Annotated in this window: 28 protein-coding genes and 1 pseudogene; 16 read left to right on the top strand and 13 right to left on the bottom strand. The window is 71.1% G+C overall.

From position 1 onward, the window contains the following. Window positions 1–186: 186 nt before the first annotated feature. The 3 genes from AC3ETA_RS30825 to AC3ETA_RS30835 form a co-directional block, all read right to left on the bottom strand. Entirely contained in the window at window positions 187–1,179 is a 993-nt protein-coding gene (locus tag AC3ETA_RS30825) for a helix-turn-helix domain-containing protein (protein ID WP_432196167.1), read from the bottom strand. 345 nt (window positions 1,180–1,524) lie between these two features. Continuing rightward, window positions 1,525–2,499: an alpha/beta hydrolase gene (locus AC3ETA_RS30830; protein WP_432196168.1), complete on the bottom strand. Its 975-nt coding sequence runs from the start codon at window positions 2,497–2,499 to the stop codon at window positions 1,525–1,527. Between the two features lie 157 nt (window positions 2,500–2,656). Next, window positions 2,657–3,931, bottom strand: a complete 1,275-nt coding sequence (locus tag AC3ETA_RS30835; protein WP_432196169.1) for an MFS transporter — start codon at window positions 3,929–3,931, stop codon at window positions 2,657–2,659. 56 nt (window positions 3,932–3,987) lie between these two features. Here AC3ETA_RS30835 and AC3ETA_RS30840 point away from each other — a divergent pair, with 56 nt between their 5' ends. Together AC3ETA_RS30840 and AC3ETA_RS30845 are read left to right on the top strand one after the other, a co-directional pair. Next, the gene (locus AC3ETA_RS30840; RefSeq protein WP_432196170.1) at window positions 3,988–4,968 is read left to right on the top strand and encodes an ArsR/SmtB family transcription factor; all 981 of its coding nucleotides are present in this window, start codon (window positions 3,988–3,990) and stop codon (window positions 4,966–4,968) included. A 68-nt stretch (window positions 4,969–5,036) separates the two neighbouring features. Continuing rightward, a complete protein-coding gene (locus tag AC3ETA_RS30845) occupies window positions 5,037–5,918 on the top strand; it encodes an LLM class F420-dependent oxidoreductase (protein ID WP_432196171.1) in 882 nt (293 codons plus the stop codon). A gap of 10 nt (window positions 5,919–5,928) precedes the next feature. Here AC3ETA_RS30845 and AC3ETA_RS30850 read toward each other — a convergent pair whose 3' ends face one another. Next, the gene (locus AC3ETA_RS30850; protein ID WP_107908460.1) at window positions 5,929–6,156 is read right to left on the bottom strand and encodes a hypothetical protein; all 228 of its coding nucleotides are present in this window, start codon (window positions 6,154–6,156) and stop codon (window positions 5,929–5,931) included. A 116-nt stretch (window positions 6,157–6,272) separates the two neighbouring features. Between AC3ETA_RS30850 and AC3ETA_RS30855 the strand changes: the two genes are divergently transcribed. After that, the gene (locus AC3ETA_RS30855; protein WP_432196264.1) at window positions 6,273–7,178 is read left to right on the top strand and encodes a LysR family transcriptional regulator; all 906 of its coding nucleotides are present in this window, start codon (window positions 6,273–6,275) and stop codon (window positions 7,176–7,178) included. Between the two features lie 58 nt (window positions 7,179–7,236). Here the strand turns inward: AC3ETA_RS30855 and AC3ETA_RS30860 are convergent, their stop codons facing one another. After that, the gene (locus AC3ETA_RS30860) at window positions 7,237–7,800 is read right to left on the bottom strand and encodes an NAD(P)H-dependent oxidoreductase (RefSeq protein WP_030960260.1); all 564 of its coding nucleotides are present in this window, start codon (window positions 7,798–7,800) and stop codon (window positions 7,237–7,239) included. Between the two features lie 100 nt (window positions 7,801–7,900). Here AC3ETA_RS30860 and AC3ETA_RS30865 point away from each other — a divergent pair, with 100 nt between their 5' ends. The 4 genes from AC3ETA_RS30865 (at window position 7,901) to AC3ETA_RS30880 (ending at window position 12,446) form a co-directional block, all read left to right on the top strand. Then, window positions 7,901–8,575, top strand: coding sequence for a TetR/AcrR family transcriptional regulator (locus tag AC3ETA_RS30865; RefSeq protein WP_432196172.1), 675 nt, complete (start codon window positions 7,901–7,903; stop codon window positions 8,573–8,575). 91 nt (window positions 8,576–8,666) lie between these two features. Further along, window positions 8,667–9,701 (top strand): LacI family DNA-binding transcriptional regulator, encoded by a 1,035-nt coding sequence (locus AC3ETA_RS30870; protein ID WP_432196173.1) that lies wholly within the window; start codon window positions 8,667–8,669, stop codon window positions 9,699–9,701. 99 nt (window positions 9,702–9,800) lie between these two features. After that, the gene (locus AC3ETA_RS30875; protein WP_432196174.1) at window positions 9,801–10,979 is read left to right on the top strand and encodes a 4-hydroxybenzoate 3-monooxygenase; all 1,179 of its coding nucleotides are present in this window, start codon (window positions 9,801–9,803) and stop codon (window positions 10,977–10,979) included. A 30-nt stretch (window positions 10,980–11,009) separates the two neighbouring features. Then, the gene (locus AC3ETA_RS30880) at window positions 11,010–12,446 is read left to right on the top strand and encodes an aldehyde dehydrogenase family protein (protein WP_432196175.1); all 1,437 of its coding nucleotides are present in this window, start codon (window positions 11,010–11,012) and stop codon (window positions 12,444–12,446) included. Between the two features lie 46 nt (window positions 12,447–12,492). On the opposite strand, the gene trxA is transcribed toward AC3ETA_RS30880, so the two are convergent. After that, on the bottom strand, window positions 12,493–12,879 hold the full coding sequence (gene trxA, locus AC3ETA_RS30885; protein ID WP_432196176.1) for a thioredoxin: 387 nt from the start codon (window positions 12,877–12,879) through the stop codon (window positions 12,493–12,495). Window positions 12,880–13,001: 122 nt separating this feature from the next. Between trxA and AC3ETA_RS30890 the strand changes: the two genes are divergently transcribed. Beyond that, window positions 13,002–14,435: a dihydrolipoyl dehydrogenase family protein gene (locus AC3ETA_RS30890; RefSeq protein ID WP_432196177.1), complete on the top strand. Its 1,434-nt coding sequence runs from the start codon at window positions 13,002–13,004 to the stop codon at window positions 14,433–14,435. Between the two features lie 24 nt (window positions 14,436–14,459). Here AC3ETA_RS30890 and AC3ETA_RS30895 read toward each other — a convergent pair whose 3' ends face one another. Then, window positions 14,460–15,107 (bottom strand): peptide deformylase, encoded by a 648-nt coding sequence (locus tag AC3ETA_RS30895; protein ID WP_432196178.1) that lies wholly within the window; start codon window positions 15,105–15,107, stop codon window positions 14,460–14,462. Between the two features lie 145 nt (window positions 15,108–15,252). On the opposite strand from AC3ETA_RS30895, the gene AC3ETA_RS30900 reads away from it, so the two are divergent. Continuing rightward, complete coding sequence (locus tag AC3ETA_RS30900) at window positions 15,253–16,653, top strand: PepSY-associated TM helix domain-containing protein (protein ID WP_432196179.1); 1,401 nt, start codon at window positions 15,253–15,255, stop codon at window positions 16,651–16,653. Between the two features lie 61 nt (window positions 16,654–16,714). On the opposite strand, the gene AC3ETA_RS30905 is transcribed toward AC3ETA_RS30900, so the two are convergent. Genes AC3ETA_RS30905 through AC3ETA_RS30915 form a run of 3 tightly spaced genes read right to left on the bottom strand, consistent with a single transcriptional unit; the run spans window position 16,715 to window position 18,103 of the window. After that, window positions 16,715–17,062, bottom strand: coding sequence for a tetratricopeptide repeat protein (locus tag AC3ETA_RS30905; protein WP_432196180.1), 348 nt, complete (start codon window positions 17,060–17,062; stop codon window positions 16,715–16,717). Between the two features lie 49 nt (window positions 17,063–17,111). Further along, the gene (locus tag AC3ETA_RS30910) at window positions 17,112–17,570 is read right to left on the bottom strand and encodes a MarR family transcriptional regulator (protein WP_432196181.1); all 459 of its coding nucleotides are present in this window, start codon (window positions 17,568–17,570) and stop codon (window positions 17,112–17,114) included. A 41-nt stretch (window positions 17,571–17,611) separates the two neighbouring features. Next, window positions 17,612–18,103, bottom strand: a complete 492-nt coding sequence (locus AC3ETA_RS30915; protein ID WP_432196182.1) for a MarR family winged helix-turn-helix transcriptional regulator — start codon at window positions 18,101–18,103, stop codon at window positions 17,612–17,614. A 112-nt stretch (window positions 18,104–18,215) separates the two neighbouring features. Here AC3ETA_RS30915 and AC3ETA_RS30920 point away from each other — a divergent pair, with 112 nt between their 5' ends. Further along, entirely contained in the window at window positions 18,216–19,181 is a 966-nt protein-coding gene (locus AC3ETA_RS30920) for a pirin family protein (RefSeq protein WP_432196183.1), read from the top strand. Between the two features lie 630 nt (window positions 19,182–19,811). Here AC3ETA_RS30920 and AC3ETA_RS30925 read toward each other — a convergent pair. Both AC3ETA_RS30925 and AC3ETA_RS30930 read right to left on the bottom strand, forming a co-directional pair. Next, complete coding sequence (locus AC3ETA_RS30925; protein WP_432196265.1) at window positions 19,812–20,108, bottom strand: DUF3459 domain-containing protein; 297 nt, start codon at window positions 20,106–20,108, stop codon at window positions 19,812–19,814. A gap of 6 nt (window positions 20,109–20,114) precedes the next feature. Further along, window positions 20,115–20,471, bottom strand: a pseudogene (locus AC3ETA_RS30930) (alpha-amylase family glycosyl hydrolase); the annotation flags it as partial. Here AC3ETA_RS30930 and AC3ETA_RS30935 point away from each other — a divergent pair. From AC3ETA_RS30935 to AC3ETA_RS30955, 5 genes are read left to right on the top strand one after another with little or no spacing between them, the layout of a single operon-like run. After that, window positions 20,427–21,020, top strand: a complete 594-nt coding sequence (locus AC3ETA_RS30935; RefSeq protein ID WP_432196184.1) for a formylglycine-generating enzyme family protein — start codon at window positions 20,427–20,429, stop codon at window positions 21,018–21,020. The pseudogene AC3ETA_RS30930 and the gene AC3ETA_RS30935 overlap by 45 nt on opposite strands. Window positions 21,021–21,046: 26 nt before the next feature. Beyond that, window positions 21,047–21,805, top strand: a complete 759-nt coding sequence (locus tag AC3ETA_RS30940; RefSeq protein WP_432196185.1) for a hypothetical protein — start codon at window positions 21,047–21,049, stop codon at window positions 21,803–21,805. Then, a complete protein-coding gene (locus AC3ETA_RS30945; RefSeq protein WP_432196186.1) occupies window positions 21,792–22,103 on the top strand; it encodes a hypothetical protein in 312 nt (103 codons plus the stop codon). Before AC3ETA_RS30940 ends, AC3ETA_RS30945 begins: the two co-directional genes overlap by 14 nt. A gap of 5 nt (window positions 22,104–22,108) precedes the next feature. Then, complete coding sequence (locus AC3ETA_RS30950) at window positions 22,109–23,152, top strand: solute carrier family 23 protein (RefSeq protein WP_488187651.1); 1,044 nt, start codon at window positions 22,109–22,111, stop codon at window positions 23,150–23,152. A 34-nt stretch (window positions 23,153–23,186) separates the two neighbouring features. Then, window positions 23,187–23,843, top strand: a complete 657-nt coding sequence (locus AC3ETA_RS30955; protein ID WP_432196188.1) for an HD domain-containing protein — start codon at window positions 23,187–23,189, stop codon at window positions 23,841–23,843. Window positions 23,844–24,008: 165 nt separating this feature from the next. Here AC3ETA_RS30955 and AC3ETA_RS30960 read toward each other — a convergent pair whose 3' ends face one another. Continuing rightward, on the bottom strand, window positions 24,009–24,503 hold the full coding sequence (locus AC3ETA_RS30960) for a pyridoxamine 5'-phosphate oxidase family protein (protein ID WP_432196189.1): 495 nt from the start codon (window positions 24,501–24,503) through the stop codon (window positions 24,009–24,011). A 358-nt stretch (window positions 24,504–24,861) separates the two neighbouring features. On the opposite strand from AC3ETA_RS30960, the gene AC3ETA_RS30965 reads away from it, so the two are divergent. Next, on the top strand, window positions 24,862–26,382 hold the full coding sequence (locus AC3ETA_RS30965; RefSeq protein WP_432196190.1) for a catalase: 1,521 nt from the start codon (window positions 24,862–24,864) through the stop codon (window positions 26,380–26,382). The last annotated feature ends 166 nt before the right edge of the window (window positions 26,383–26,548 follow it).

A 26,548-nucleotide genomic window follows, 5' to 3' on the forward strand; every position in this document is an offset into this window, starting at 1 on the left:
GGTCATGGCGCCGGTGTCCTTCGTCCGATGTGAATGACCTTCAGGATAGGGCATCTGCGAAATTTCCAGCGATTGCGTGTAGAGCGCGGTTGCAAGGATCGCGGTGCTTGCGGTGCTTGCAGTGCTTGCGGGGATTGGAGCGCTTGGAGGGGTTGTGGAGAACTCCGTTGCTGCCCTCCGGCGCGGCTAGCCCCGTGCGAGGTGCCGCATCGCCAGCGCCAGGCCCAGCCTGAACCGGCCTTGCGGTGTGCGCAGTGGCCAGCCCAGCAGGTGCTCGGCGTGCGCCAGCCGTTCCTGGAGCGTGGAGTGGTGGACGTTGATCTCGGCCGCCGCCGCCCGCAGGCTCACCGTCGAGGCGACCGCGTGCAGTGTCCCGAGCAGCCAGGGCGCCGCCGCCGAGGCCGCCTCCAGGGCCTGTACGTCGGGTGGCGGCTCGGCGCCCGCTACGACGAGGTCGGCGAGGAGCGCGATACCGCCCAGCGCGTCGGCGTGGACGACACCGGGGCCGGGGTCCTGGGCGGTGCCCTCGGCCGAGAACCGCAGGGCGACGCGGGCCTCGGACCAGGAGCGGGGCAGTTCGAGCACCGGAACCGCGGGTCCGACGCCGACACGGCCGACCGGCGGCACGGCGTCGGGGTGCGCGGGAACGACCACGGGGCGGCCGGCAAGCGGGGCCAGGACGCGGGCCGGGGCGGCGGGGTCGAGCCCCAGCCCCCGTGCCGCGTGCAGCCGTGCCGCTTCCGGCGCCGAGGCGTCGAGGACGGTCTCGACCAATGCCGGATCGTCGGCGGGCGCCCGTCCGCGGGTCCGATCGAGAACCACTCGGATGACCCCCGCGGCCCGCTCCAGGATCACCGCGTCCACGACGCTCGGCTCCGCCTGCCCGGCCCGCTCCAGCCACAGACCGGTGGCACCGCCCGGCGTCAGCGCGACCGACGGCCACGCGGGGTCGGCCGCCGCCTCGCTCTCCCGGCGCGTCCCGTCCGCCTCGACCCGGACACGCACCCGCCGCTCCACATCCACCAGCCGCGCGGGCACCCCCGCCAGCACGGCAGCGCCACGCACCAACGCCTCCAGCCCGGCCCGCCCCTCGGCAAGCCGATCAAAGTAGGCAATGACCCGAACAGCGGCCCCCGCATCCGGATCAAGCGCAGTCAAACGCCCGGCCAGCTCTTTCATGGGCCCCATGGTGCGCCATGAGACGGAAAACAGGGGAGGCCGATGCCCTGGAACGCTCAGAACGCCGAGCCCGCCGGCGACCTGAAGCGGCGCGGGGAACTGCGCGACCAGCCACATACAGCCCGCACCCACCCAACGACAGAACCCGGCGGACGAGCAGGCACGGCCCGGCACCTCAAGGGGCGCGGGGAACTGCGCGACCAGCCGCACGAGACCCTGCGCGACCAGCCGCACGAGACCCTGTGCGACCAGCCGCACGAGACCCTGCGCGACCAGCCGCACGAGACCCTGTGCGACCAGCCGCACGAGACCCGCACAACCACCCAACCCGGCCCATCCCCCGGGTCACCGCCCCAACAACCGCCGCAGCCACCCCACATGCGCCCCTCGACACGCCCGGGACACCGCCGCCTGCGGAGCGAACCCGTCAAACCCGTGGAACCCCCCGGGCCACACATGAAGCTCCGCCACGCCCCCCGCCTGCCAGATCCGCGACGCATACGCCACGACCTCGTCCCGGAACGTCTCCGCCGAACCGACATCCAGAAACGCCGGCGGCAACCCGGACAGATCCCCGGCCCGAGCCGGCGCAGCGTACGCGGGCACCTCGGGCCCACCTCGCCGCTCCCCGAGCAGCGCAGTCCACCCGGTCTCGTTCGCCGTCCGGTCCCACACACCGAGCCCCGCCATCTGATACGTGGACGGACTGTCGTTGCGGTCGTCCAGCATCGGGCACATCAGCATCTGCCCGATCAGCTCGGGCCCCTTGCGGTCCCGCGCGAGCAACGCCAGCGCGGCCGAGAGCCCCCCACCCGCACTGGCCCCCGCCACCACGATCCGCCCCGCGTCACCACCGAACTCGCCCGCGTGCGCCGCCGTCCACTCCAGCCCGGCGTACACGTCCTCGACCGGCGCCGGATGCGGATGCTCGGGCGCCAGCCGGTACTCCACCGACACCACCACCGCGTCCAGCTCCTTCGCCCAGGCCAGGGGAGCGTCCACGCCGACACGGTTGTTGCCGATGATCATCCCGCCGCCGTGCACGTGGTAGATCACGGGCCGCGGTCCCGCGTCCACGGGCGCGGCCGGCCGGCAGATCAGCAACGAGATCTCCGGCGCGCCGACGGGACCCGGCACCGCTCGGTCCTCGACCTCGAAGTACCCGTCCATCGTCAGGTCCAGCTCGGCCAGCAACTGGATTCCCGCACCCTGACGGACCTCGGCTATCTCGTCCATCGTCAGGCCGGGTGAGATCACGTCCTTGATGAGTTCCAGCGCGGCGGCCAGCTCGGGATCGAACGGGGGTGGGGCCTGGGTCATGGCTACTCCTCACACAGGGGGCACTCACGTGCCTCGCGGCTCTGCGGTCAGCATCCGCGCACCGGCCCCGCCCGCGGGGGCCGCCGGACGGCGGAAGCTGCCCGCCGCCCGGCGGGTGGCACACCCGTGACCGGGAGCTTGCCAGGACATGACCGGCTCAGCACCTCCTTCTCGCCCGGCTTCGGTGTGCTCGTCCGCGCGGTCGTGACGGCGACCGGCCCGTGCGCTTCGAGGAGACGGGAGCGGGCATCCGCCGAACCCGTACGAGCAGATGGCGTCCCAGCGCCACTGCCGTCAACGCGGCGACCAGCGCGCACACGCCGAGCCACCCGAAGCCGCCGTAGGCACGCGCCCCCAGCCACGAGCCCGCGGTGCCGCCGAGGTAGGCGCAGGTCATGTACGCGGTGCTCAAGCGGGCGCGGACATCGGTGCCGAGGCCGTAGATCCGGACCAGGTTCGCCACTTGGCCGGACTGCATGCCGACATCGAGCAGCAGCGTGCCGACGACCAGCGCGCCGAACCCCGGTAGGCCGCCGACGACGCCGAGGGCCAGGACCGGCGCCGCCGCGCCGACCATGAGCAGGCACACAAGGGTGACGCGGTCCGGACCGTGGCGGTCCACCAGCCGCCCCGCGACCGGCGTGCACACCATCGTCGCCGCGTTGACCAGGGCCAGCAGCCCGGCCGCCGTCGCGTCGAGGCCGTACGCCGGGCCCGTGAGCAGCAGCGCCACGCCCGTCCACACGGCGGAGAACCCGGCGAACACCATGGCCTGGTACAGGCCCGAGCGGCGCAACTCGGGCTCGGTGCGCAGCAGGCGCAGCGGTGCGGCGAGCAGCGCCGGGTAGGGCTCCGCGGTGGACGGCTCCGGGGACGGCAGCATGCGGGCCAGCAGCACGGCGACCGTCAGGGAGAGCGCGGCGGCCACGACGTACGGTGCCCGCCAGCCGAGCCAGTCGCCGAGGGCGCCGCCGAGCGCGCGGGACAGCAGCATGCCGGCGAGGCAGCCGCTGAGCAGGGTGCCGCCGACCACGCCCTGCCGCTCGGCGGGCACCAGGCCGGCCGCCAGCGGGCCGGCGAGCGGGGCGATCACCGTCGCCGTGCCGACCAGGACGCTCGCGGCGAGGAGCGGCATCAGCGCCTGCGCGGCGGACGCCGCGAGCAGGCCGGCACCGGTCAGGGTGAGCAGGGCGACGAGCAGCCGGCGGGGCCGCAGCCGGTCGCCGAGCGGGACGAGCAGGTAGATGCCGGCCGCGTAGCCGAACTGGGTCGCCGTCACCACCGTGGTCGCCGTGTCGGGGGAGACACCGAGGCCGGAGGCCACCAACGGGCCGATCGCCTGCGGGAAGTAGACATTGCCCACGGCGACTCCGCAGGCGAAGGCGAGCAGCGCGACCGCGGAGGTAGTCTGCCGGTGGTTGAGATCCGTCATGCACCGAAGTCCACGTCGGCGACGGTCCGTTGCCAAAGGATGTAGCCCGGGGCTTAATGATCAGCTTCCTGCTCGACGTCGACGACCTCGCGGACACCCGGTTCGCGATCTCGCCGCTGCGCGAGGTCATGGGCAGCCTGCGAGCCCTGCGCGCCCCCGCCCTCTTCCCCCTGCACACCCCGTGGCGCCGCGCGGTGCTCGACCGCCTCGACCCCGCCGACGCGCGGCTGCTGCGAGCCCTGGTCGGACAGACCCTGGTCCTGCCCGACTTCCTCACCCCGCGCCCGACGACCTTCGCACCCGCGCTGGAGGACCAGCTCGCCGTCGTACGGGCGACGCCACCCGAACTCATGCGGCGCGACCTGCTCGCCACCCACGCCCCGCACCCCCTGCCCGACGCACTGCGGCAGATCACCGCACCCGGCGACGGGCCGGTGACGGATCTGCTGGAGGAACTGTCCGAACTGCTCCTGCGCTACTGGGAGTTGGCCATCGGACCGCACTGGCCGAGGATGCGGCTGGTGCTGGAGGCAGACATCACCCACCGTGCCCGGCAGCTGGCCACCGGCGGCGCCCAGCTCCTCTTCTCCGACCTGCACCGCAACGTGCGCTGGCGAGACGGAGTGCTGCGCGTCGGGCAGATGATCGGCCGGCACGAGGTGGACGGATCCGGGCGGGGACTGCGCCTGGTGCCCTCCCTCTTCGCCCACAAGCCCGCGCCCCCGGTCAGCGCCGACGAGCCGCCGATGCTCGCCTACCCCGGCCGGGGCGCCGCCACCTTGTGGGAACCACGGCCCGACCCCGACGCCTCCGCGCTCACCGCCCTGCTCGGTGCTCCCCGGACCACCGTGCTGCGCCTCCTCGCCGAACCGCTGCCCACGGTCGAACTCGCCCGCCGCCTCGGCGTCACGCCCAGCGCGGTCTCCCAGCATCTGAAGGTGCTGCACGCGACGGGGCTGGTCACCCGGGCCCGGGACGGGCGGCGTGTGCTCTACCGGCGCACCGGACTCGGCGACCAGTTGGCCGACCGGGCTTGACTTCGAGAGCGCTCCAAGTCCTAGCGTCGTCAGGGACGGGGCAGGAACCGGGCGAACGGAGACAGGACATGCGGGTCGGCGTGCACATCAACCGGTTCGACCATCCCGGAGGAGGTCCCGCGCTCGGCGCCGAACTCGCCGCCGCGGGTGCCGCAGCCGAGGCGGCGGGCGTGAGCTGGCTGTCGGTGATGGACCACTACTTCCAGATGGAGTTCAACGACCGCGCCGAGGACCCCATGCTGGAGGCCTACACGACCCTGGGCTTCCTCGCCGGGCACACCTCCACGGTCCGCCTCGGCGCGCTGGTGACCGGGGTGACGTACCGTCACCCCGGTCTGCTCGCCAAGATCGCCACCACGCTCGACGTGCTCTCCGGCGGCCGCGCCACCCTCGGCATCGGCGCCGCCTGGTACGACCGGGAGCACGCGGGCCTCGGTGTGCCGTTCCCGCCGGTCGCCGAGCGGTTCGAGCGGCTGGAGGAGACCCTGCGGATCTGCCTGCAGATGTGGGACCCGGCGACGAACGGCCTGTTCGAGGGCAGGCATTACCGGCTCGCCGAGACCCTCGGCATCCCGGCGCCGGTCAGCACCCCGCACCCCGAGATCATGATCGGCGGGGGCGGGGAGAAGAAGACGCTGCGGCTGGTGGCCCGGTACGGCGACGCGTGCAACCTGTTCATGACCTCGCCGGAGGAGGTCGGGCACAAGCTCGACGTGCTGCGCGGCCACTGCGACACCGAGGGGCGCGACTACGACGAGATCCGCAAGACCGTCGTCCACTCGGGCGAGGCCGCGATGAAGGGCGACCTCGACGCCTTCACCCGGGAGATCGCGGGCTACACCGAGCTCGGCATCGACACGGTGATCCTCGGCCCTCGTACGGGGGAGCCGGCGGCGTTCATCGAGAACTTCGCGGCTCCCGCCGTACAGCGGCTGGCCGGGCTCGACTGAACCCCGGCGGCTACCCGCACGGTGTGCTCGACCGAGGGGTGTCCGCGTCGGCGGGGCGGCTGCGGGAGACGATCCGCATCCCGCGGGCGTCGACGACCCGGACCTGCAGCGACCCGCAGCCGCACCGTGTCCACATCGTGCTGCCCGCCGCCGTGTTGTGCCGGGAGATGATCCGGAAGGGCTCGGCACCGTCGGGCCATCCGCAGTGCGGGCAGACGGTGCCGGTCGTGCTGGTCATGGTGACTCCTCGTTCGTCGTGTGGCTGATCGACCGTCGCGACACCATCAAGCGTGCGATGAGCCTTCGTACACGTCCAGGTTGACTTTGTGGACCTGACCTTGAAGCGTGGGCTTCATGATTGACCTGCGCCGACTGCACGTACTGAGAGCCGTGGCGCACTACGGCACGGTCACCGCGGCCGCCAGCGCCCTGCACTTCACAACGTCCGCCGCCTCCCAACAGATCCGGCAACTGGCCCGGGAACTGGGCGTCGACCTGCTGGAGCCGCAGGGCCGCGGGGTGCGCCTCACCTCGGCGGCCGAGAGCCTGCTGGCGCACGCCGACGCGATCCAGGCGCGCTGGGAGCAGGCCGAGCTGGATCTGCGGGCCGACCGTGGCGCGCCGGCGGGGCTGTTGCGCGTGAGCGGTTTCCCGGTGGCCGTCTCGATGCTGCTCGCGCCCATGGCGTCCCGGCTGCGCGAACGGCACCCGGGGCTCACCGTCCGGATCCGGGAGGCGGAGGCGCCGACCGGCTTCGACCTGCTCTTCGAGGGGGAGGCCGACCTGGCCGTCGTCGAGGCGACCATCTACAACCCGCCCCTCAGCGACGACCGCTTCGACCAGCAGCCGCTTCTGGACGACCCGTTCGACCTGGTCGTCCCCGAGGATCATCCGCTCGCCGGACGGGACCGCGTCGACCTCGCGGAGGCGGCGCGCGAGGACTGGATCGCGCCGGTGCCGGACAGCCCCTGTCGGCCGCATGTGCTGTCGGCGTGCGGCGCGGCCGGCTTCACACCGGACATCGTCCATCACGCGAGGGACTGGAACGTCATGGCCCACCTCATCGCCCACGGGCTCGGCGTCGCTCTCGTCCCGCGACTCGCCCAGCTCACGCCCCACCTGCCGATCACCCGGGTCCGCTGTACGGGCGACCCGCACCGCAAACTGCTGACCTGCACCCGGGGCGGCGGGCACGCCCGGCCCGCGGTGGCGGCGGCCCTGGCGGAACTGCGCGAACTGGCACCGAAGGCGGTGGCCTGAGGCACGGGAAAGGGCCGGAGCGCAAGGCTCCGGCCCTTCGTGGTGACCCGTGGCGGGGTCAGGCGGCGACGGCCTCGCCCGCGTGGCCGTGGACGCGCGCGATGACCTCGGTCAGCTGGGCCGCGACCTCGGCGTCGTCGGCCGGGTGGGTCTCGGCGAATCGGGTCACCGAGCCGGGGATGGACAGCTTGACGTCCTCGAGCACCTTGCCGCCGGCGATGCCCACGGCCTTGCGGGTCTCGTCCTGCGCCCACACGCCGCCGAACTGGCCGAAGGCGGTGCCGACCACGGCGACCGGCTTGCCGCCGAAGGCGCCGGAGCCGTACGGGCGGGACAGCCAGTCGATGGCGTTCTTCAGGACGGCCGGGATCGTGCCGTTGTACTCGGGGGAGAACAGCAGGAACGCGTCGGACGCCTGCGCGGCCTCACGCAGCTTCGCGGCGGCGGCCGGGACCCCGCCCTCGACGTCGATGTCCTCGTTGTAGAAGGGGATGTCGGCGAGGCCCTCGAAGAGCACGACCTCGGCGCCCTCGGGAGCGAGCTTGACGGCCGCCTCGGCCAGCTGACGGTTGTGCGAACCGGCGCGAAGGCTGCCGACGAGCGCGAGGATGCGAACAGACATGCGAACTCCAGGGGGGATGAAACACTGCCGTAATGAACCGGACCGAGGTCCGCTTACGTTTCTAGCACCCTAACCGGACCGCGGTCCAGTTTCATTCCCGATGCTTTACGCTGGCTTCATGTCCGCCGCCCTGTCCCCCTTCCCGAAGCCCGAGGAGCCCGACGGCGCGCCCCGGTTGCTGGAGGTCGGTTCCGCCGCCGACGAGCCCTGCCTGCGCGCCGACGCGGCACGCAACCGCGCCCGGTTGCTGGAGGCCGCCTCCGAGCTGATCGCCGAGCACGGCGCGGCCGGCGTCACCATGGAGGCGGTGGCGGCCGCGGCCGGCGTCGGCAAGGGGACCGTCTTCCGTCGCTTCGGCGACCGCACCGGCCTGCTCACGGCGCTGCTGGACCACTCCGCGCGCAAGCTCCAGGGCGACTTCCTGGGCGGACCTCCGCCGCTGGGCCCCGGGGCGCCCCCGGTCGACCGGCTGCGCGCGTTCGGCGTGGCCGTGCTCCACCGCTCGGCGGAGCAGCTGGACCTGCAGCTGGCGGCCCAGCCCGAGCCGACCCGCAGGTTCAGCCACCCCTCGGTCACGGCACTGCACACCCACGTCACGGTGCTGCTGCGGCAGATACAGCCGGAGGCCGACTGCGACCTCCTCGCCCAGACCCTGCTGGCGTACCTCGACCCCGCCCTGATACACCACCTGACCAGGCAGTGCGGTATGCCCATGGACCGGCTGGAGACGGGCTGGCTCGACCTCGTGGACCGGGTGACACGCACACAGGTGTGAACGTTCCGGGGGTCCCCGGAACACCTCAACAGGGCGGCCACGGACCCTAATCGGAACCCCGCGCACAGGTTCTGCAAAGATGCCGTACGTCATGGTGCAGATACCGAAAACGCCCGCGCCCGCTTCCCCCGCACAGCGCTCGGTACCCACGAGCGCCGATGTGGCCCGCCTGGCCGGCGTCTCGCGCGCGACCGTCTCCTACGTCCTCAACAACACCAGTGCCGTCCGCATCAGCGAGCCCACCCGCCGCCGCGTCCACGAGGCCGCCAAGGAACTCGGCTACGTCCCGCACGCCGCGGCCCGCAGCCTGCGCGCCGGGCACAGCCGTATGGTCCTGATGCCCGCGCCCGGCTTCCCCGTCGGCTCCCTGTACAGCCGCTTCCTCGGCGACCTCCAGCTGGCCCTCGGCCGCCTCGACTACACCGTCGTCCAGCACGGCAGCGTCGGCCTGCACGGCGACGAGGCCGCCCGCGCCTGGGCGGAGCTGCGGCCCGTCGCCGTCCTGGTGTCGGGCGCCGGCCTCGGCCCGAAGGGCGTGACGGTCCTCAAGCGCTCCGGCGCCCGGGCCGTGGTCACCCTCGGCCCCGAGTCCGTCGACGGGGCACACGCCCTGCTCATGGACCACGAGGCCGTGGGTCACTGCGCGGCCCGTCATCTGCACGATCGCGGCAGGCGCCGTATCGGCGTCGTCGTGCCCGAGGAGGAGGGCCTGGAGTCCTTCTCGGCACCCCGTCTGCAAGGCGTGCGCCGCGCCCTGTACGGCACCGGCGCCACCCTCACCGAGCTCCCCCTCGCCTACGCGGAGGGGTCCGCGGCGCGGCTCGCCGCCCGCTGGCGCGACCTCGGCCTGGACGCCGTGTTCGCCTACAACGACGAGTACGCGATGCTGCTGACCCGCGCCCTGCAGGACGAGGGCGTCCGCGTCCCCGCCGACACCGCCGTCATCGGCGCCGACGACCTGATGCTCGGACGGCTGCTGCGGCCCAGGCTGAGCACCGTCCACATCGAGCTGCCGTCCGGCCGGGACCTCGCGGAGCTGGTCGACCGCGCGGTGCGCGACCCCGGTGCCGCGCCCGGGACGCACAAGGTGCTGGGGGCGACGGTGGTGCACCGCGAGTCCAGCTGAGGCCGCAGGGCCCTCGCCGGGGCATCCCGCCCGCGCCCCGGGCTCCAGCAGGCCCTGACCGGTCCGGCCGACGTACCGTCGAACTCAGGGAGGCGTGGAATGCGCACGACGGTCGGCATCATCGGCGGCGGCCCCGCCGGGCTGCTCCTGGCCCGGCTGCTGCACCGCGCGGGCATCGACTGCGTGGTCCTGGAGGCCAGGACCCGCGCGTACGTCGAGGCGCGCCAGCGGGCCGGCATGCTGGAGCAGGGCACGGTCGACGCGCTGCGCGAGGCCGGCGCCGCCGAGCGGCTGACGGCCGAGGGCCTGGTGCACCAGGGCATCGAGCTGCGCTTCGACCGGGAACGCCACCACATCGACTTCCCGGCCCTGACCGGCGGCCGTACGGTGACGATCTACGCGCAGACCGAGATCGTGAAGGACCTCGTCGCCCTGCAACTCGCGGACGGGCCACCGCTGTTGTTCGAGGCGGAGGCGCTCGCCGTCGAGGAACCGGACAGCGCCACGCCCGCCGTGCGGTTCGTGCACGAGGGCCGCGAGCACACGCTGACCTGCGACTGGATCGCCGGCTGCGACGGCTTCCACGGCATCGCCCGCGACGCCTTCCCGACCGGGGCCGGCCGCAGTTACGCGCACGAGTACCCGTACTCCTGGCTCGGCATCATGGCCGAAGTCGCCCCGTCCGGCGACGAGTTGATCTACGCACGCGGTGAACGCGGCTTCGCGCTGCACAGCATGCGCTCACCGTCGGTCTCCCGGCTCTACCTCCAGGTCCCCAACGGCACCGCCCCCGACGACTGGCCCGATGAGCGCATCTGGGACGAACTCGCCGCCCGCTTCGCGATCGACGGCGACTGGACTCTGGAGCGCGGCCCCGTCACCGCCAAGTCGGTGACCTCGATGCGCAGTTACGTCCACGAACCGATGCGGCACGGCCGCCTGCTGCTCGCCGGGGACGCCGCGCACATCGTCCCGCCGACGGGCGCCAAGGGCCTCAACCTCGCCGTGGCGGACGTCAGGGTGCTGGCCCGCGCGCTCATCGAGCTGCACCGCACAGGGAACACACAACCCCTGGACCGATACTCGGAGTTGTGCCTTCAGCGGGTGTGGCAGGCCACCCGTTTCTCGGACGACATGACTAGGATGTTGCACGCTCAACCAGACGGGGATGCGTTCGACCACCGGATGCAGCTCGCGCGTCTGCGCCGGATCACCGCATCCCGCCACGCCGCCGCCGAACTGGCGGTGAACTACTCGGGACTTCCGCTCCCGTTGTGAGTCCCGCCGGTGATCGAACGGAGAGTCGCCATGCCGTTGCTCGACCCCAGCACCTGGCAGTCCCCCTCCCTGTCGGGAGGTGAGTACGCCGTCACCGAGCCCGCCACGGGCGACAGGCTCGGCACCGTCACCCTGGCCACCGCCGAGGACATCGGCACCGCGGCCCAGGCCGCCCGTGCCGCACGGTCGGAGTGGGCCCGTGTCCCGCACTTCGTCCGGGCCGCGGTGCTGCGCAAGGCCGGCGACCTGTTCACCGCGCACGCCGACGAACTGCGTGGATGGCTCGTCCGGGAGTCAGGCTCCATCCCCGGCAAGGCCGACTTCGAGCTGCACGTCGCCGCCCAGGAGTGCTACGAGGCCGCCGCCCTCGCCTCCCGCCCCGCCGGGCACGTCCTGCCCAGCGAGGCACCCCGGCTGTCGTACACACGCCGGGTCCCCGTCGGCGTCGTCGGCGTCATCGCGCCGTTCAACGCCCCGCTGATCCTCTCCATCCGCTCCGTCGCCCCGGCCCTCGCGCTGGGCAACGCCGTGGTGCTGAAGCCGGATCCGCGAACAGCGGTCTGCGGCGGTCTGTCGCTCGCCGCGGTCTTCGCTGAGGCCGGTCTGCCCGAGGGGCTGCTGCATGTGCTGCCGGGCGGCCCGGAGGCGGGTCAGGCGCTGGTCGCGGACCCGCGCGTGCCGGTCCTCTCCTTCACCGGCTCCACGGCCGCCGGGCGCGCTGTCGGCGAGGCCGCCGGGCGCCATCTCAAGCGCGCGCACCTGGAACTCGGCGGCAACTCGGCCCTGATCGTGCTGGAGGACGCCGACCTGGACGCCGTGATCTCCACCGCCGCCTGGGGCTCCTTCTTCCACCAGGGCCAGATCTGCATGACGACCGGCCGCCATCTCGTCCACCGGTCGCTGTACGAGGAGTACGTCGAGCGGCTCGCCGCCAAGGCGGACTCCCTCGCCGTCGGCGACCCGCACCGGGCCGAGGTCCACCTCGGCCCGCTCATCGACTCCGGCCAGCTGAACAAGGTGCACGCACTGGTCGAGGCGAGCACCTCACGGGGCGCCAAGCTGGCCGCCGGCGGCACCCACGAGCAGCTCTTCTACCGGCCGACCGTGCTCGCCGGGACGGACGACGAGACGCCCGCGTACGCCGAGGAGGTCTTCGGCCCGGTCGCGCCGGTCCGTTCCTTCGCGACAGCCGACGAGGCCGCGGCCCTCGCGGCGGCGAGTGCCTACGGCCTCTCTCTGGGCATCGTCACCCGGGACACCGCCCGGGGCCTCGACCTGGCCGAACGGATCCCGACCGGCATCGTGCACATCAACGACCAGACCGTGAACGACGAAGCCGTCGCCCCCTTCGGAGGCGTCGCCGCCTCCGGGACCGGCGCCCGGTTCGGCGGCGAGGCCAACCTGGAGGCGTTCACCGACGTGCGCTGGACGACAGTGCGCGGCGACGTGGCGCCGTACCCCTTCTAGGCCGGGCCCCGCGAGGCCGCCTTCCGGATCCGGTCCCTGCGGGTTCCTACTGGCCGTCCTGCTGCGCCTGCGCCTGCTGGGCGGCGACGGCCTTGCGGACCTCGTCCATGTCGAGCCCACGGGCCTGCCCGATGACGTCCGTGAGGGCGGCCTCGGGCAGGGCACCGGGCTGCGCGAACACGGCGACACGGTCACGCACGATCATCAGCGTCGGGATCGACTGGATACCGAAGGCGGCGGCCAGCTCCGGCTGCGCCTCGGTGTCGACCTTGCCGAACACGAGGTCCGGGTTCTCCTCGGCCGCCTTCTCGTACACGGGGGCGAACTGACGGCAGGGCCCGCACCAGGACGCCCAGAAGTCGATCAGAACGAACTCGTTGTCCGTGACCGTCTGGTCGAAGTTCTCCTTGGTGAGCTCCACGGTGCTGCTCATGGCGTATTTCCCTCTTCCTGGTGTCGGGGGCGAAGCCGTCGGCGACAACACGACCGTACGGTCACGTATTCCGCGCGCGTACCCGTGTGGCCACGCCGCACACCACCCGTAAGACTGACCCCATGACGGAAACGGATTCCATCGCTTACGACGTCGTGGTGCTCGGTGCAGGGCCTGTGGGGGAGAACGTCGCGGACCGCACCCGTGCGGCCGGTCTGTCCACCGCGGTCGTGGAGAGCGAGCTCGTCGGCGGCGAATGCTCGTACTGGGCCTGCATGCCCAGCAAGGCCCTCCTGCGCCCCGGCCTCGCCCAGGCCGACGCCCGCAGGCTCCCGGGTCTCTCCCAGGCCGTGCAGGGCCCCCTGGACGCGGCCGCTGTCCTCGCCCGGCGCAACGCCTTCACCGGGGACTGGAACGACGACGGCCAGGTCCGGTGGCTGACCGGTATCGGCGCCGACTTCTACCGCGGCCACGGCCGCCTCGCCGGACCCCGGACGGTGGAGGTGACCGGCGCGGACGGCGCCCGGCACGTCCTGACCGCCCGGCACGCCGTCGCCGTGTCCACCGGCAGCCGGGCCGTCCTGCCCGACCTGCCGGGACTCGACGAGGTCAAGCCCTGGACCAGCCGCGAGGCCACCAGTTCGCAGACCGTGCCCGGACGGCTCATCGTGATCGGCGGGGGAGTGGTCGCCACCGAGATGGCCACCGCATGGCACGCCCTCGGCTCCCGGGTCACGCTCCTCGTGCGCGGCAAGGGCCTGTTGAACCGTATGGAGCCCTTCGCCGGCGAAATGGTCGCCGAGGCGCTCACCGAGGCGGGCGTGGACGTCCGCACCGGCACCTCGGTCACCTCGGTGACCAGGGACAACGGCACCGTCGTGGCCGTCACCGACAGCGGCGACCGCATCGAGGCCGACGAGATCCTCTTCGCCACCGGCCGCGCCCCGCGCACCGACGACATCGGCCTGGACACCATCGGCCTGGAGCCCGGCTCCTGGCTGGAGGTCGACGACAGCCTGCGCGTCACCGGCAGCGAGTGGCTGTACGCGGTCGGCGACGTGAACCACCGCGCGCTCCTCACCCACCAGGGCAAGTACCAGGCCCGTATCGCGGGCGCGGCCATCGCCGCCCGTGCCTCCGGCGTGTCCCTGCTCGACTCGGACCCGTGGAGCGCCCACGCCGCCACCGCCGACCACGGCGCCGTGCCCCAGGTCGTGTTCACCGATCCGGAGGCCGCCGCCGTCGGTCTGTCCCTGGCGGAGGCCGAGCAGGCCGGCCACCGGGTGCGCGCCGTCGACTACGACCTCGGCTCGGTCGCGGGCGCCTCGCTGTACGGCGACGACTACCGGGGCCGCGCCCGCATGGTCGTCGACCTGGAGCGGGAGATCCTCCGCGGCGTGACCTTCGTCGGCCCCGGCGTCGGCGAGCTCATCCACTCGGCGACGATCGCGGTCGCCGGCCAGGTGCCGATCAGCAGGCTCTGGCACGCGGTCCCGTCGTATCCGACGATCAGCGAGGTGTGGCTGCGGCTGCTGGAGTCGTACCGCGACAACTGACGCGCGCGCCGGCCCGGCCGGGGCTCACTCCGGCAGCGTGAAGCCGAGGGCCCTGGCCGCCCCGTCCGGGGCCGGCTGGGCCCAGTGCTCCGCCATCGCCTGATCGGACGACAGGGAGTGCAGTTCGGCCCGGTCCAGATAGAGCACTCCGTCGAGGTGGTCCGTCTCGTGCTGCACGATGCGGGCGGGCCACCCCGAGAACACCTCGTCGACGGCGTGCCCGTGCTCGTCCTCGCCGGTCAGCCGCACCTCGGCGTGCCGGGCCACCACCGCCTGATAGCCCGGGACGCTCAGACAGCCCTCGAAGAACGCGGCACGCCCGTCGCCGACTCCTTCGTACGACGGGTTCACCAGCACCCGGAACGGCTGCGGCACCCGCCCGCGCAGCAGCCGTACCTCCTCTGGCACCGGTGCCGGATCCTCGATCACCGCGATCCGCAGCGACACGCCCACCTGCGGTGCGGCGACGCCGACGCCCGGCGCCGCGTGCATCGTGATCCGCAGGGACTCCACGAAGCGGGCGAGCAGCGCCGGTTCAAGCTGACCGTCGAAGCGCTCGGTGGGGCGCCGCAGCACCGGGTCGCCGGCCGCCACGATGGGCAACGGGCCCTCAGCGGCCAGGAGCTGCTCGACCTGCTCGGCGAGCGGTGCGCGATGGTTCGGAAGTGCCATCGCGCCAGAATGCCACGGCGCGCCCGCGACGGGCGGACTTCCTTGTGGCGTACGTCACTTGAGATGCCGGGAACTCGGCGGTCCCGCGCTCCGACTACTGGACCGCCACAGCAGAGAAACTCCCCACTCCCCGGAGAAGCCGCCGATGTCCACCGCTCCCACCACCACCGAGGCGGAGGCGTCCCCACCCGGCGCCCCGGCGTCGTCGCCCCGCAGATGGGCGCCCCTGCGCCCGCTGGTCCTGCGTCTGCACTTCTACGCCGGAATTCTCGTCGCGCCGTTCCTCCTCGTCGCAGCGACCACCGGATTCCTGTACGCCGGGGCCTTCCAGGCCGAGAAGCTCGTCTACTCCCACGAGATGAACGTCCCCGTGGGCGACACGAAACTGCCGGTATCCGAGCAGGTCGCCGCCGCGCGCAAGGCCCACCCCGAGGGCACGATCTCCGCGGTGCGGCCCTCCCCGGCCGACGACGAGTCCACCCGGGTCATGCTGTCCGGGGTCGAGGGCATCGACCCCGACCACGCGCTGGCCGTGTTCGTCGACCCGTACACCGCCGAGGTGCGCGGCGCACTCGAACAGTACGGCTCGACCGGCGCGTTGCCGCTGCGCACCTGGATCGACGAGTTCCACCGCGACCTCCACCTCGGTGAAACAGGCCGTCTCTACAGCGAGTTGGCGGCCGGCTGGCTGTGGGTGATCGCGGCCGGCGGCCTGGTGCTGTGGTTCTCCCGCCGCCGCGCCCTGCGCAAGGTGCGCGGCACCAGCGGCCGCCGCCGCACGCTCGGCCTGCACGGCACCGTCGGCGTCTGGGCGGCCCTCGGCTTCCTCTTCCTGTCGGCGACCGGCCTGACCTGGTCGACCTACGCGGGCGCCAACATCGACGAGCTGCGCACCTCGCTGCGCCAGGCCACCCCGTCCCTCTCGGCCTCGGTGGGCGGCGAGCACGGGGGTCACGGCGGCGCCGCCGGTGCGGGCGGTAGCGGCGACCACGGTGTCGGCCTCGACAAGGTCCTGGCCACCGCGCGCGCCGAGGGCCTCGGCGACCCGGTCGAGATCGTACCGCCCGCCGACGCCTCCTCCGCGTATGTCGTGAAGCAGGTGCAGCGCAGCTGGCCGACGAAGCAGGACTCGGTCGCGATCGACCCGGCGACCGGTGAGGTGACCGACGTGCTGCGGTTCGCCGACTACCCGGTGCTCGCCAAGCTGACCCGCTGGGGCATCGACCTGCACACCGGGGTCCTGTTCGGCCTGGTCAACCAGATCCTCCTGATGGCGCTCACGCTGGCTCTGATCCTGCTGATCGTGTGGGGCTACCGCATGTGGTGGCAGCGCGGCCGTGACTCCGCCTTCGGCCGGCCCGTCCCGCGCGGCGCCTGGCAGCAGGTGCCGCCGCAGATCCTGGTCCCGCTGGTGGCGGTCGTCGCGGTCATCGGCTACTTCGTGCCGCTGCTCGGCATCTCGCTGGCGGCCTTCCTCGCCGTGGACGTCGTGCTCGGCGAGATCTCCCATCGCCGGGGCAAGCGGACGCCGACCGGCGCGAGCTAGCTCGAACGCATGGCGAGGGGCCCGGTTCCTGGGGGAACCGGGCCCCTCGCGTCGCGCGTATTCAGTCCTCGCCGAAGTCGCCGGTCAGCGCGGAAGCGAGGCGCATGTGCGGCTCCGCCTCCTCATGCCGCCCCTGACGCTGGAGGGTGCGGCCCAGCATCAGCCGGGCGTACTGCTCGACGGGGTCGCGCTCTACGATGACGCGCAACTCGGTCTCCGCGCGCCGCAGTTGGGCCGAGTGGTAGTAGGCACGCGCCAGCAGCAGCCGCGGACCCGTCTGCTCCGGCACCTCCTCGACCAGCCTGCCGAGGACGCGCGCGGCACCCGCGTAGTCCTTGGCGTCGAAGAACAGCTGCGCGCGCTCCCAGCGCTCGGCCGGTGTTCCGTGGTCGTAGTACATCGTCTCCACTCTGACCTCCTTCGTCGCGCTCAACGAAGGTCAGTGGTTCAATATTCCACTACTTGGCGGCGGTCGCGGTCATGGCGGCGAACTCGGCGTCGGCGCGCTCCGTGATGAGGGTCAGCACCCGTCCGGCGGCGGCCAGGTCCTCCTTCGGGATGCCGTCGTAGATACGGGCGGTGATGGGAGCGGTCGCGGCGGACGTGCTCGTGTGGCGCTCCCGTCCGGCCTCCGTGATCCGAACCGCGGACGGCTCCTGGTCCGCCAGCAGCTCCGCCGCGATCAGCTCGTCGACCACGGAGTGGGCCTGGGCCGCGTCGATCTTCAGCGCGCCGACGACGCCGGCGACGAGGGTGTCGCGCTCGACGGGCCCCTCGGCCACGGCGACGAGCCGGAGCGTGACGGACTGCTGGAAGGTCGAACCGTGGCGGGCCAGCACGTTCTCGAGCAGCGCGCGGCCGGCGTAGTGGGCCAGGGCTATGACCCGGGGGTCGACCAGGGGAGTGGTGGTCGTCATGACTGCTCCTTGTCGGACTTTCGGTCGTTGGACTCGCTGTCTCAGGGCTGGTTGCCGTCGGACTCGCTGTCGTTCACGAACGGGTCAAGCGGTACGTCGAGCAGGGTCGTCAACTCACGGGTGAACTCCCGCGTGCGCGCGCTGCCCAGCCCGCCGAGCGGTGCCAGCAGTTGCTGCAGGAGCCCCTGGACGACCTCGATCGCCTGCCGGGTCCGCTCCTGCCCCTGTTCGGTCAGCGCCAGCTGTACGGCGCGCGGGTCGCGGGGGTCCCGGGTGCGTTCGAGGAGGCCGGCCGACTCCAGGGAGCGCGCCAGCTTGGAGACGTACAGCGGTTCCAGGCCCGTGTGGTCGGCGAGGCGCCGCTGACTGGGGCGTTCTCCGCGGTGCTGCATGCCGTGGAGCGAGGCCACCAGCGCGTACTGCGCGTGGGTGAGCCCCAGTGGGGTGACGGCCCGGTCGACCGCGACCCGCCACTTCGTGGACAGGCGCCACACCAGAAACCCGGGTGAGACGTTCTCGGAACCCTTGCTCATGACGAATACAGTACATGGCGATTATATCCATGGCTACTATTTCGCGAACGCATCGAGCCAGCCCCGGGTTACGGACTGACGAGGTGGCCCCGGCAGGGCTAGGTTGGGCCTCATGAGCAATCTTGATCGCGAAGCGGTGCCCGCCGTCTGCGGCGGCCGCGGCTTCGTCGTGGCGGAGCCCGTACGCGAACTTCTCAGCCCTCGCCGCGTCAAGCTCGGCGAATCCACCGAAGTCCGTCGCCTGCTGCCCAACCTGGGCCGTCGCATGGTCGGCGCCTGGTGCTTCGTCGATCACTACGGTCCCGACGACATCGCCGAAGAGCCCGGCATGCAGGTGCCGCCGCACCCGCACATGGGCCTTCAGACGGTGAGCTGGCTGCACGAGGGCGAGGTGCTGCATCGCGACTCCACGGGCAGCCTCCAGACGATCCGACCGCGGGAGCTGGGCCTGATGACCTCCGGCCGGGCGATCAGCCACTCCGAGGAGAGCCCGAAGTCGCACGCCCGCTTCCTGCACGGCGCACAGCTCTGGGTCGCCCTCCCGGACAGCCACCGGCACACGGACCCACACTTCGAACACCACGGCGAACTGCCGGCCGTCACGGCGCCGGGCCTGAGCGCCACGCTGATCCTCGGCAGCCTCGACGGGGCGACCTCGCCCGGCACGACATACACGCCGATCGTCGGCGCGGACCTGGCCCTGACCCGCGGCGCCGACGTACGCCTCCCGCTGGAACCGGACTTCGAGTACGCCGTCCTGTCCATGTCCGGCGAGGCCCACGTCGACGGCGTGCCCGTACTGCCCGGCTCCATGCTCTACCTCGGCTGCGGCCGCACCGAACTGCCGCTGCGCGCGGAGTCGGACGCCGACCTGATGCTCCTCGGCGGCGAGCCGTTCGAGGAGGAGCTGATCATGTTCTGGAACTGGATCGGCCGCACCCAGGCGGAGATCGAGCAGGCCCGCGAGGACTGGATGCGGGGCTCTCGGTTCGGCGAGGTGAAGGGGTACGACGGTGCTCCACTGCCCGCACCGGAACTGCCGCCGGTGCCGTTGAAGCCGCGGGGAAGGGTGCGCTGACCTGCGGAAATGCGTCAGCGTTGGTGGTCGTGGGGCGGAGGGCGGTCGGGTCGTTCTCGCTGTCTTCCACCTGCTTGCCGGGAGGCGTCTGAACAGCTGGCTGACTCCGGCCGGTGCGGTTGGCGATTCCACAGTGTGGCTGCCTGTGGGCGGCTGTGGCAGGACTCTTGCTGACCTAGTGCTGACTTTGCTGACGCCCCGTCATGCTGGGGTGAGGAGCTCTTTTCCCGGCTTCGGCGCTTTCGTAGGCGTTTGCAGGTTCGATGGCGCCCGGACCGATGCTGACCTGGCTGGCGGTCGAGTAAGACGTTGCGGCGGGACGGCGTCGCCTCCCTGCCGCCTTGTGGAGATTCCACAAGATCCCGATGTCATCGCTGCCTGTCGGCAGCGCCGCTTGTGTCCGATCCGAAAGGTGCTGCGCTGGAGAGTGACTGGCAGGTTCTTCGTCTGCGAGAGCAGGACAGAGCCGTCAGGAACGTCCGCCGACTCCCACCTGGCAGGGATGGAACGGCGTCGTACGGGTCGTGCAGTTGAGGTTGACGCAACCACGCACTGAAGATCCACAGCGTGATTGACCGGCCACGTCCCAGAGACAGTGGACTGCTGGGCCTTCTGGGCCTCGTCAAGTAGCTACTTCGGCCTCCAGATCACCCCCTCGTTGGGGGCCAGCACCAGCGAGTCGCCGCTCGCGGAGGCCGCGGGGCAAGTGGAAAGGGACCGCCCCCAGTCACGGCCACCGAGGATCTGGTCGATAGGAACCGTGCGATCAATCAAGTTGAGCGTGATCAGGAGGCTTTCGGTCCCTGGCCGTCTGGAGCGCGTATAGGCCAACACTTCGGTGGGGCTGTCGAGGAATTCGATCACGCCGGGTCCGAGTGCCGGTTGGTTGCGGCGCAGATCCAGCAGCGCCCGTGTGAGCCGGAGCAAGGATCGGGGATCATCTTCCTGCGCTACTGCGGTGCCTCCGGGGGGAAGCGTCAGGGGAAGCCAGGGACTTACGCCTGGCTTGGTGAACCCCGCTGTCGGGCCGTCGTTCCAAGGCATGGGAGAGCGTGCGGGATCGCGGCTCAGTCCGGGGGCTCTCAGTCCCCAGGGGTCCCGGATGTCTTCGGGAGTGATGTCCGCGTTTGGTAAACCGAGTTCATCGCCGTTGTACAGGATGGCTGTGCCAGGCAGGGTGAGGAGCAGCATCATGGCGTTGGGGGCTTGTGCTGTTCCGACTCGTGAGGCCACCCTCGGGTCGTCGTGGCTGCCCATGACCCAGGTCGGCACCGCCGTGCTGGGAAGCACACGGGTGACGGCGCGAACGAGTTCTCTGATGGCCTGGGCCCGCCAAGGGGTCTGGAGCAGGCCGAAGTTGATGCGGTCACGGCGCAAAGCGCCGACGCCTACGCGAACTGGCTCAGCCGTCGCACCGGCCGCCGCTTTCGTCTGCCCACCGAGCAGGAATGGGAGTACGCCGCGGCAGGGCTGGCGGGGCTGCGTCATCCCTGGGGCGACAGCTGGAGCGCCCAGGCGGCCAACACACTGGAGACCGGCCTTCTCATGACCAGCCCGGTCGGGGTCTTCCCCGAGGGCCGGTCATGGTGCGGGGCCTTGGACATGGCGGGCAACGTCGAGGAGTACACCAGCAGCACCTACGGACCGTACCCGGGCGGGGAAGTGGTGCACGACGACCTGTACGTGAGGCTCGGCGCCTACCGCATCGCCCGGGGCGGATCCTTCAACCGGTTCCGTGATCTGGCCAGGTGTCAGCGCCGGCACGGCCCCTACCCGCGCTCGCTGTATGCGATGGGCTTCCGGCTGGCCGAGGACGTTCCCGCGTCGGGGGAGGGCTGACGAGCAGTGCCCAGGCCCGGCAGACGGTGGACGACTTCGAGAAGGAACACGACACATACTTCAGCCACCTCGTCCACTTCGACCCCCAACTACTGGAGTCGCTGCACGCCCCCGGCGCCCTGTCGGACAGCATGCGGATCGCGTCCACCAACGATCCGGTAGTGATCGAGCGGATGTCCACCGTCACCGCGGTCGCCAACCTTCCCGAACAGCATGAGGCCGATCGCAGCCGCTACCTACAGGCGCTGCTCGACATCTACGGCATGCTTCCCGTCCAGGCACAGCACAGTGCCTCTGTGGCAGGAACAACGGTCATCGCGCCGGAGCGCGAGGGGCGCATCCTGGCCGAGCGCCTCGACGTCCTGCCCCAGAAACGGGGGTGGACACCGCATGCCAAGCGGATGCCGGTGGCCGGGGGACTGCTCGTCGGTGTGGACGAGTGGCTGCCCTCGCAGGCAGACCGGCTGGTCATCGTTGACGGCGTCGTGGCCAGCGGGGTGACCCTCATGGCGATGCTGCAGCTGACACTCCGGCCGGGAGCCGACGTCGAGATCTTCACCTGCCACTCCACCCGGCAAGGCGCACTTGCCCTGGCGAGGTACGCCGAACAGCTGAAGGTGTCGCTGACCCTCCACGTCGGTCACGTGTCCGGGGCACTGAACGGAAAGTTCTACGCCGTGGAACCTGACGCACCCGACCAGGTACTGCTGGGCGATGTCGGAGACACCATTAGCCCCGTAACCCCCGCCTTTCCGCCACGCGGACAACGACGTGACCGCGCCTGACCGCCCAGGACTCAGGCCGAAGCCGGTCTCACACAACCCCATCTCCGGCCACGGAGCCGTCGACCGGTACTTCTCCCTGAGCGCGAGGGGCTCAACCTGGCGCCGCGAGATCTCCGCCGGGATATCGACGTTCCTGGCCCTCTCCTACATCGTCGTCGTCAACCCGGCGATCCTCAGCCAGGGAGGCATCCCCCACGCCGCCGCCTTCTTCGCGACAGCAGCAGTCGGCGGCCTCGCCACCATCACCATGGGCTATGGGCACGGCTCCCCTTCGCCGTGGCACCCGGCATGGAGATGAACGCGATGATCGCCTTCTCCGTGGTCGGTACCCTCGCCTACACCTGGCCCGAGGCACTGGGAATGGTGTTCTGGTCCGGCATCGCGATGCTCGCGGTGTCCCTGCTGCGGCTGCGCGAGGCCGTGATCAACGCGATCCCCCCGCAGATGCGTTCGGGACTCGCCGCCGCGGTCGGCATGTTCATCGGACTCATCGGCCTGCAGATCGCCCACCTCGTCACCACGTCCGACGGGCGGCTGTCCGGCCTGGGCGACTGGACGGGACCACCTGCCATCGCCCTCTACATCGGCCTCACCGTCGCCCTGGCCCTGGACGCCGTGGGCGCCCGTGCCGCGGCGGTCCTGGGAGGCATCGCAGCCGCCGCGCTGTACTGCGCGTTCGCGGGCATCCGCACCGACGCCGTCCACGACGGCGTCCACGGCAGCGGCGCCGCACTACTCCGCTTCGACCTCACCGTCATCACCGACCCGAGGGCTTGGAGCATCGTCCTCGTGCTCTTCGCCCTCGACTTCTTCGGCAGCATCGCGAAGGTGGTGGGCCTGTCGGCGCACACCCCCCTGCAGGACGGCAACGGACAGGTGCCCGGTATGCGTCAGGCGCTCCTCGTCGACGCCGGCGCCACCGTGGCCGGATCCGCAGCCGGATCCTCCAGCTTCGTGGCCTTCGTGGAGAGCGCGGTCGGCATCCGAGCCGGCGCCCGCACCGGGATCATGGCGATCGTCACCGGACTGCTTCTGTTCTCCTGCCTGTTTCTAGGCCCGCTCCTGGCCCACGTCCCCGTCGAAGCCACCACCGGTGCTCTGGTCTTCGTGGCGGTCAAGATGCTCGCCGCGCCCCGCTCAGGTGGAGCGGATCGCCTGGGCCTGGCCGTCACAGCGACTGCCGTGGGTGTCACGATCGTCACCCTCGCGATCGACCAGGCCATGGCCGCGGCCTTCATCGTGTGCACGGCCGCGAGCGTACTCAGCCGCCGACGACCGCATCCCGCTCTGTGGGTGACGACGTTGGTCCTCACGGCCAGCGTCCTACTGCAATATTTCAACCTCTGAACAGTGCACGCATGAACCTCTCAAGGAGCCTGCCATGCCCCACGACGACGCCCCCCTGCTCGCCGAATCGGTCCAGCAGCCCGACGGCACCCCCGACAGACTGCGCCGCCAGATCGAGTTCATCATCGAGGTGGACCGGCTCAAGGACATTTTCCGGCAGAGCCCGCTGCTGGCCGCGAACCGCAAAGAGAACGACGCCGAGCACTCCTGGCACCTCGCCCTGATGACCCTGGTACTCGCCGAATACGCGGACGAACCCATCGACACAAGCAAGGTCCTCGCCCTCGTCGTCCTCCACGACCTGGTGGAGATCTACGCCGGAGACACCTTCCTGTACGACACCGAAGCTGCCGCCGACCAGGAAGCACGGGAACAACAGGCGGCGGACAAGCTCTTCGCACTCCTGCCCGCCGACCAACGGGACCATTTCCGGTCCCTGTCGGACGAGTTCGAAGAACGCAGCACACCCGAGGCGCGATTCGCCAAGGCCATGGACCGGCTCCAGCCCCTGCTGCTCAATTACGGAAACCGAGGCGGGACTTGGCGCACCCCTGGCGTCACCGAGAAGGACGTGCTCGCCCGCAAGTCCGTGATCAAGGACGCCTCCGCAGACCTCTGGCAATACGCACAGGACCTGATCCACACCGGAGCCGCCAACGGCTGGGTCCCCCGCGCAGATCCCAGCACCTGAGGAAACTCCGCGTATGTTCACCGACATGGTGTCGTACGCGAGTGGCTGATCACCCTGTCGCGGCCGAAGGCGCCGGGGACGGCCGAGCGGCTGGTCGAGCAGATCTTCACCGCCGGAGTCCGAAGCGGTGCGGCCGGGACCGCGCGCCATGTCCGAGGCGGGACGTCAGCTCATCTTCTCGGCGAGTTCGGCGAGTTCGGCGAGGAACTGCGGCATTCGGCCGGCACCGAAGTCGTAGAACCTCGCCCACTGCGGCTCGAGGGCGATACGCGCCATCCGGTCGTACATGGCCCGGCAGTTCCGCTCGAACTCGGCCGCGTATTCGGCGTCGAAATTCTTCCTCGCGGCCGCGAGGTACTCCGGCACCACCCCGTCGACGATGGTCAGGTGAACCACACCGCGCACCGACAGCGCCTTGGCCGAGCCCGGGCTGTCGCCGGCGTCGATGGTCAGTGCGACCTCGGGGCGGGCCGACAGCGCCTTTACCTTGGGCGCCGTGGCCGCGGTGGACATGACGATCTCCTCGCCGGTCCAGAAGATGCCGATCGGGATGACGCGCGGCAGGCCGTCGAGTCCGTTGTACGCCAGCCGCGCCATGGACGCCTGGTTCAACAACTCTCGTGCGTCGGCCAGCTCCTGCTGCATCTGCCTGCGGTCCATGGTCGCCCTCCTCCTCTGCCAGGCGGCCCCTGCGGCCGCTCATGTCCCTGGGACGGAGCCGTCGAGCCGTTCTCGACATCGCGACCGATCTGGTTCGACCTCGTCAACGAAGCCGACGCCGCCTAGGACATGGAAGGACTCATTGGGTACGACGGGGCGCAGGAGGCTTCGCTGAACTGCGGGAATGCCTGAAGTCACGCGGTTGACGAGCGGGCGGCGGTCGGGCGTGGCCTCCTGTTTTTGATCCCTGAGGGACCCTGAGGGTGTTTATTCCGGCCGCTCAGGATCACGCGACCAGTGGGCACGAGGTGCCCCAGATGCGCGACGTCACTGCTGACGCACCACGAGAGGCAGACTCATGACGGAGATCCGACCCGCCACCACGACCGACTCCGGCGCGCCGGTGGAGAGCGACGAACACTCACTCACCGTGGGCCCCGGGGGACCGATTCTGCTCCAGGACGCCTACCTGATCGAGCAGATGGCGCAGTTCAACCGCGAACGGATTCCCGAGCGCCAGCCGCACGCCAAGGGAAGCGGGGCGTTCGGTCACTTCGAGGTCACGCACGATGTCAGTACGTACACGAAGGCGGCCCTGTTCCAGCCGGGCACCCGCACCGACCTGGTCGTCCGCTTCTCGACCGTCGCCGGCGAGCGTGGCAGCCCGGACACCTGGCGTGACCCGCGCGGCTTCGCGGTGAAGTTCTACACCAGCGAAGGCAACTACGACATGGTCGGCAACAACACGCCGGTGTTCTTCGTGAAGGACCCGATGAAGTTCCAGCACTTCATCCGGTCCCAGAAGCGCCGCGCCGACAACAACCTGCGCGACCACGACATGCAGTGGGACTTCTGGACGCTCTCCCCGGAATCCGCCCACCAGGTCACCTGGCTGATGGGGGACCGGGGCATCCCGCGGACCTGGCGTCACATGAACGGCTACACCTCCCACACCTACATGTGGATCAACGCCGACGGCGGGCGGTTCTGGGTGAAGTACCACTTCAAGACCGACCAGGGCATCGAGTACTTCACACAGCACGAGGCCGACCAGATGGCCGCCGCCGACACGGATTACCACACACGCGACCTCTTCGAGCACATCCGGGACGGAGACCACCCGAGCTGGACCCTCTACGTCCAGGTGATGCCGTACGAGGAGGCCGCGGGCTACCGGTTCAACCCGTTCGACCTCACCAAGGTGTGGCCGCACGGTGACTACCCGCTCATCCCCGTCGGTCGCATGACGCTGGACCGGAACCCCACCGACAACCACGCCCAGATCGAACAGGCGGCCTTCCAGCCCAACAACTTCGTGCCGGGCATCGGACCGAGCCCGGACCGGATGCTGCTGGCCCGGTTGTTCTCGTACGCGGACGCCCACCGCCACCGCATCGGCGGCAACTACCAGCAACTGCCGGTGAACGCGCCCGTCGTCGATGTCCACACGTACTCCAAGGACGGCGCGATGGCCTACCGGAACACCACCGACCCGGTGTACGCCCCGAACTCCAAGGGCGGTCCCGCCGCGGACACGGAGCGTTTCGGGTCCCCGCCCAGCTGGACGGCCGACGGCGAGATCACTCGCGCCGCCTACGTCTCCCACCCGGAGGACGACGACTGGGGGCAGCCCGGCACCATGGTGCGCGAGGTCCTGGACGACGCCGCCCGGGACCGCCTGGTCGACAACGTCGTCGGACATCTCCTCAACGGAGTGAGCGAACCGGTCCTCGAACGGGCCTTCGCGTACTGGTCCAACATCGACGAGACCATCGGCAAACGCATCGCCGACGGCGTACGGGCCAAGGCCGACGAGAAGGACCCCAAGGCTGCCGAACAGGGCAACAGCGCTCGGCGCTCCATGCAGCACAAGGCGTGACGGGCTGGGTGATCGTTGTGCCGGGCTGAGCGTTGCCGGGCGGTCACCGGGCCGCCTGACCGGCGGGCGGGGTCGCATCCCGCCCACGCACTGCCCGGGGCCTGCCAGGCGATGACCGGAGCCGCTGTGCCGCCGTCCGGCCTGCTCGCGCTGGGCGAGAGCACGG

The sequence above is a fragment of the Streptomyces sp. bgisy027 genome (genome assembly GCF_057710365.1).

Coding starts and splice junctions, on each gene's coding strand:
- AC3ETA_RS30825 (WP_432196167.1), bottom strand. CDS start 1,179: ATGAAAGAGCTGGCCGGGCGTTTGACTGCGCTTGATCCGGATGCGGGG.
- AC3ETA_RS30830 (WP_432196168.1), bottom strand. CDS start 2,499: ATGACCCAGGCCCCACCCCCGTTCGATCCCGAGCTGGCCGCCGCGCTG.
- AC3ETA_RS30835 (WP_432196169.1), bottom strand. CDS start 3,931: ATGACGGATCTCAACCACCGGCAGACTACCTCCGCGGTCGCGCTGCTC.
- AC3ETA_RS30840 (WP_432196170.1), top strand. CDS start 3,988: ATGATCAGCTTCCTGCTCGACGTCGACGACCTCGCGGACACCCGGTTC.
- AC3ETA_RS30845 (WP_432196171.1), top strand. CDS start 5,037: ATGCGGGTCGGCGTGCACATCAACCGGTTCGACCATCCCGGAGGAGGT.
- AC3ETA_RS30850 (WP_107908460.1), bottom strand. CDS start 6,156: ATGACCAGCACGACCGGCACCGTCTGCCCGCACTGCGGATGGCCCGAC.
- AC3ETA_RS30855 (WP_432196264.1), top strand. CDS start 6,273: ATGATTGACCTGCGCCGACTGCACGTACTGAGAGCCGTGGCGCACTAC.
- AC3ETA_RS30860 (WP_030960260.1), bottom strand. CDS start 7,800: ATGTCTGTTCGCATCCTCGCGCTCGTCGGCAGCCTTCGCGCCGGTTCG.
- AC3ETA_RS30865 (WP_432196172.1), top strand. CDS start 7,901: ATGCTTTACGCTGGCTTCATGTCCGCCGCCCTGTCCCCCTTCCCGAAG.
- AC3ETA_RS30870 (WP_432196173.1), top strand. CDS start 8,667: ATGGTGCAGATACCGAAAACGCCCGCGCCCGCTTCCCCCGCACAGCGC.
- AC3ETA_RS30875 (WP_432196174.1), top strand. CDS start 9,801: ATGCGCACGACGGTCGGCATCATCGGCGGCGGCCCCGCCGGGCTGCTC.
- AC3ETA_RS30880 (WP_432196175.1), top strand. CDS start 11,010: ATGCCGTTGCTCGACCCCAGCACCTGGCAGTCCCCCTCCCTGTCGGGA.
- trxA (WP_432196176.1), bottom strand. CDS start 12,879: ATGAGCAGCACCGTGGAGCTCACCAAGGAGAACTTCGACCAGACGGTC.
- AC3ETA_RS30890 (WP_432196177.1), top strand. CDS start 13,002: ATGACGGAAACGGATTCCATCGCTTACGACGTCGTGGTGCTCGGTGCA.
- AC3ETA_RS30895 (WP_432196178.1), bottom strand. CDS start 15,107: ATGGCACTTCCGAACCATCGCGCACCGCTCGCCGAGCAGGTCGAGCAG.
- AC3ETA_RS30900 (WP_432196179.1), top strand. CDS start 15,253: ATGTCCACCGCTCCCACCACCACCGAGGCGGAGGCGTCCCCACCCGGC.
- AC3ETA_RS30910 (WP_432196181.1), bottom strand. CDS start 17,570: ATGACGACCACCACTCCCCTGGTCGACCCCCGGGTCATAGCCCTGGCC.
- AC3ETA_RS30915 (WP_432196182.1), bottom strand. CDS start 18,103: ATGAGCAAGGGTTCCGAGAACGTCTCACCCGGGTTTCTGGTGTGGCGC.
- AC3ETA_RS30920 (WP_432196183.1), top strand. CDS start 18,216: ATGAGCAATCTTGATCGCGAAGCGGTGCCCGCCGTCTGCGGCGGCCGC.
- AC3ETA_RS30950 (WP_488187651.1), top strand. CDS start 22,109: ATGATCGCCTTCTCCGTGGTCGGTACCCTCGCCTACACCTGGCCCGAG.
- AC3ETA_RS30955 (WP_432196188.1), top strand. CDS start 23,187: ATGCCCCACGACGACGCCCCCCTGCTCGCCGAATCGGTCCAGCAGCCC.
- AC3ETA_RS30960 (WP_432196189.1), bottom strand. CDS start 24,503: ATGGACCGCAGGCAGATGCAGCAGGAGCTGGCCGACGCACGAGAGTTG.
- AC3ETA_RS30965 (WP_432196190.1), top strand. CDS start 24,862: ATGACGGAGATCCGACCCGCCACCACGACCGACTCCGGCGCGCCGGTG.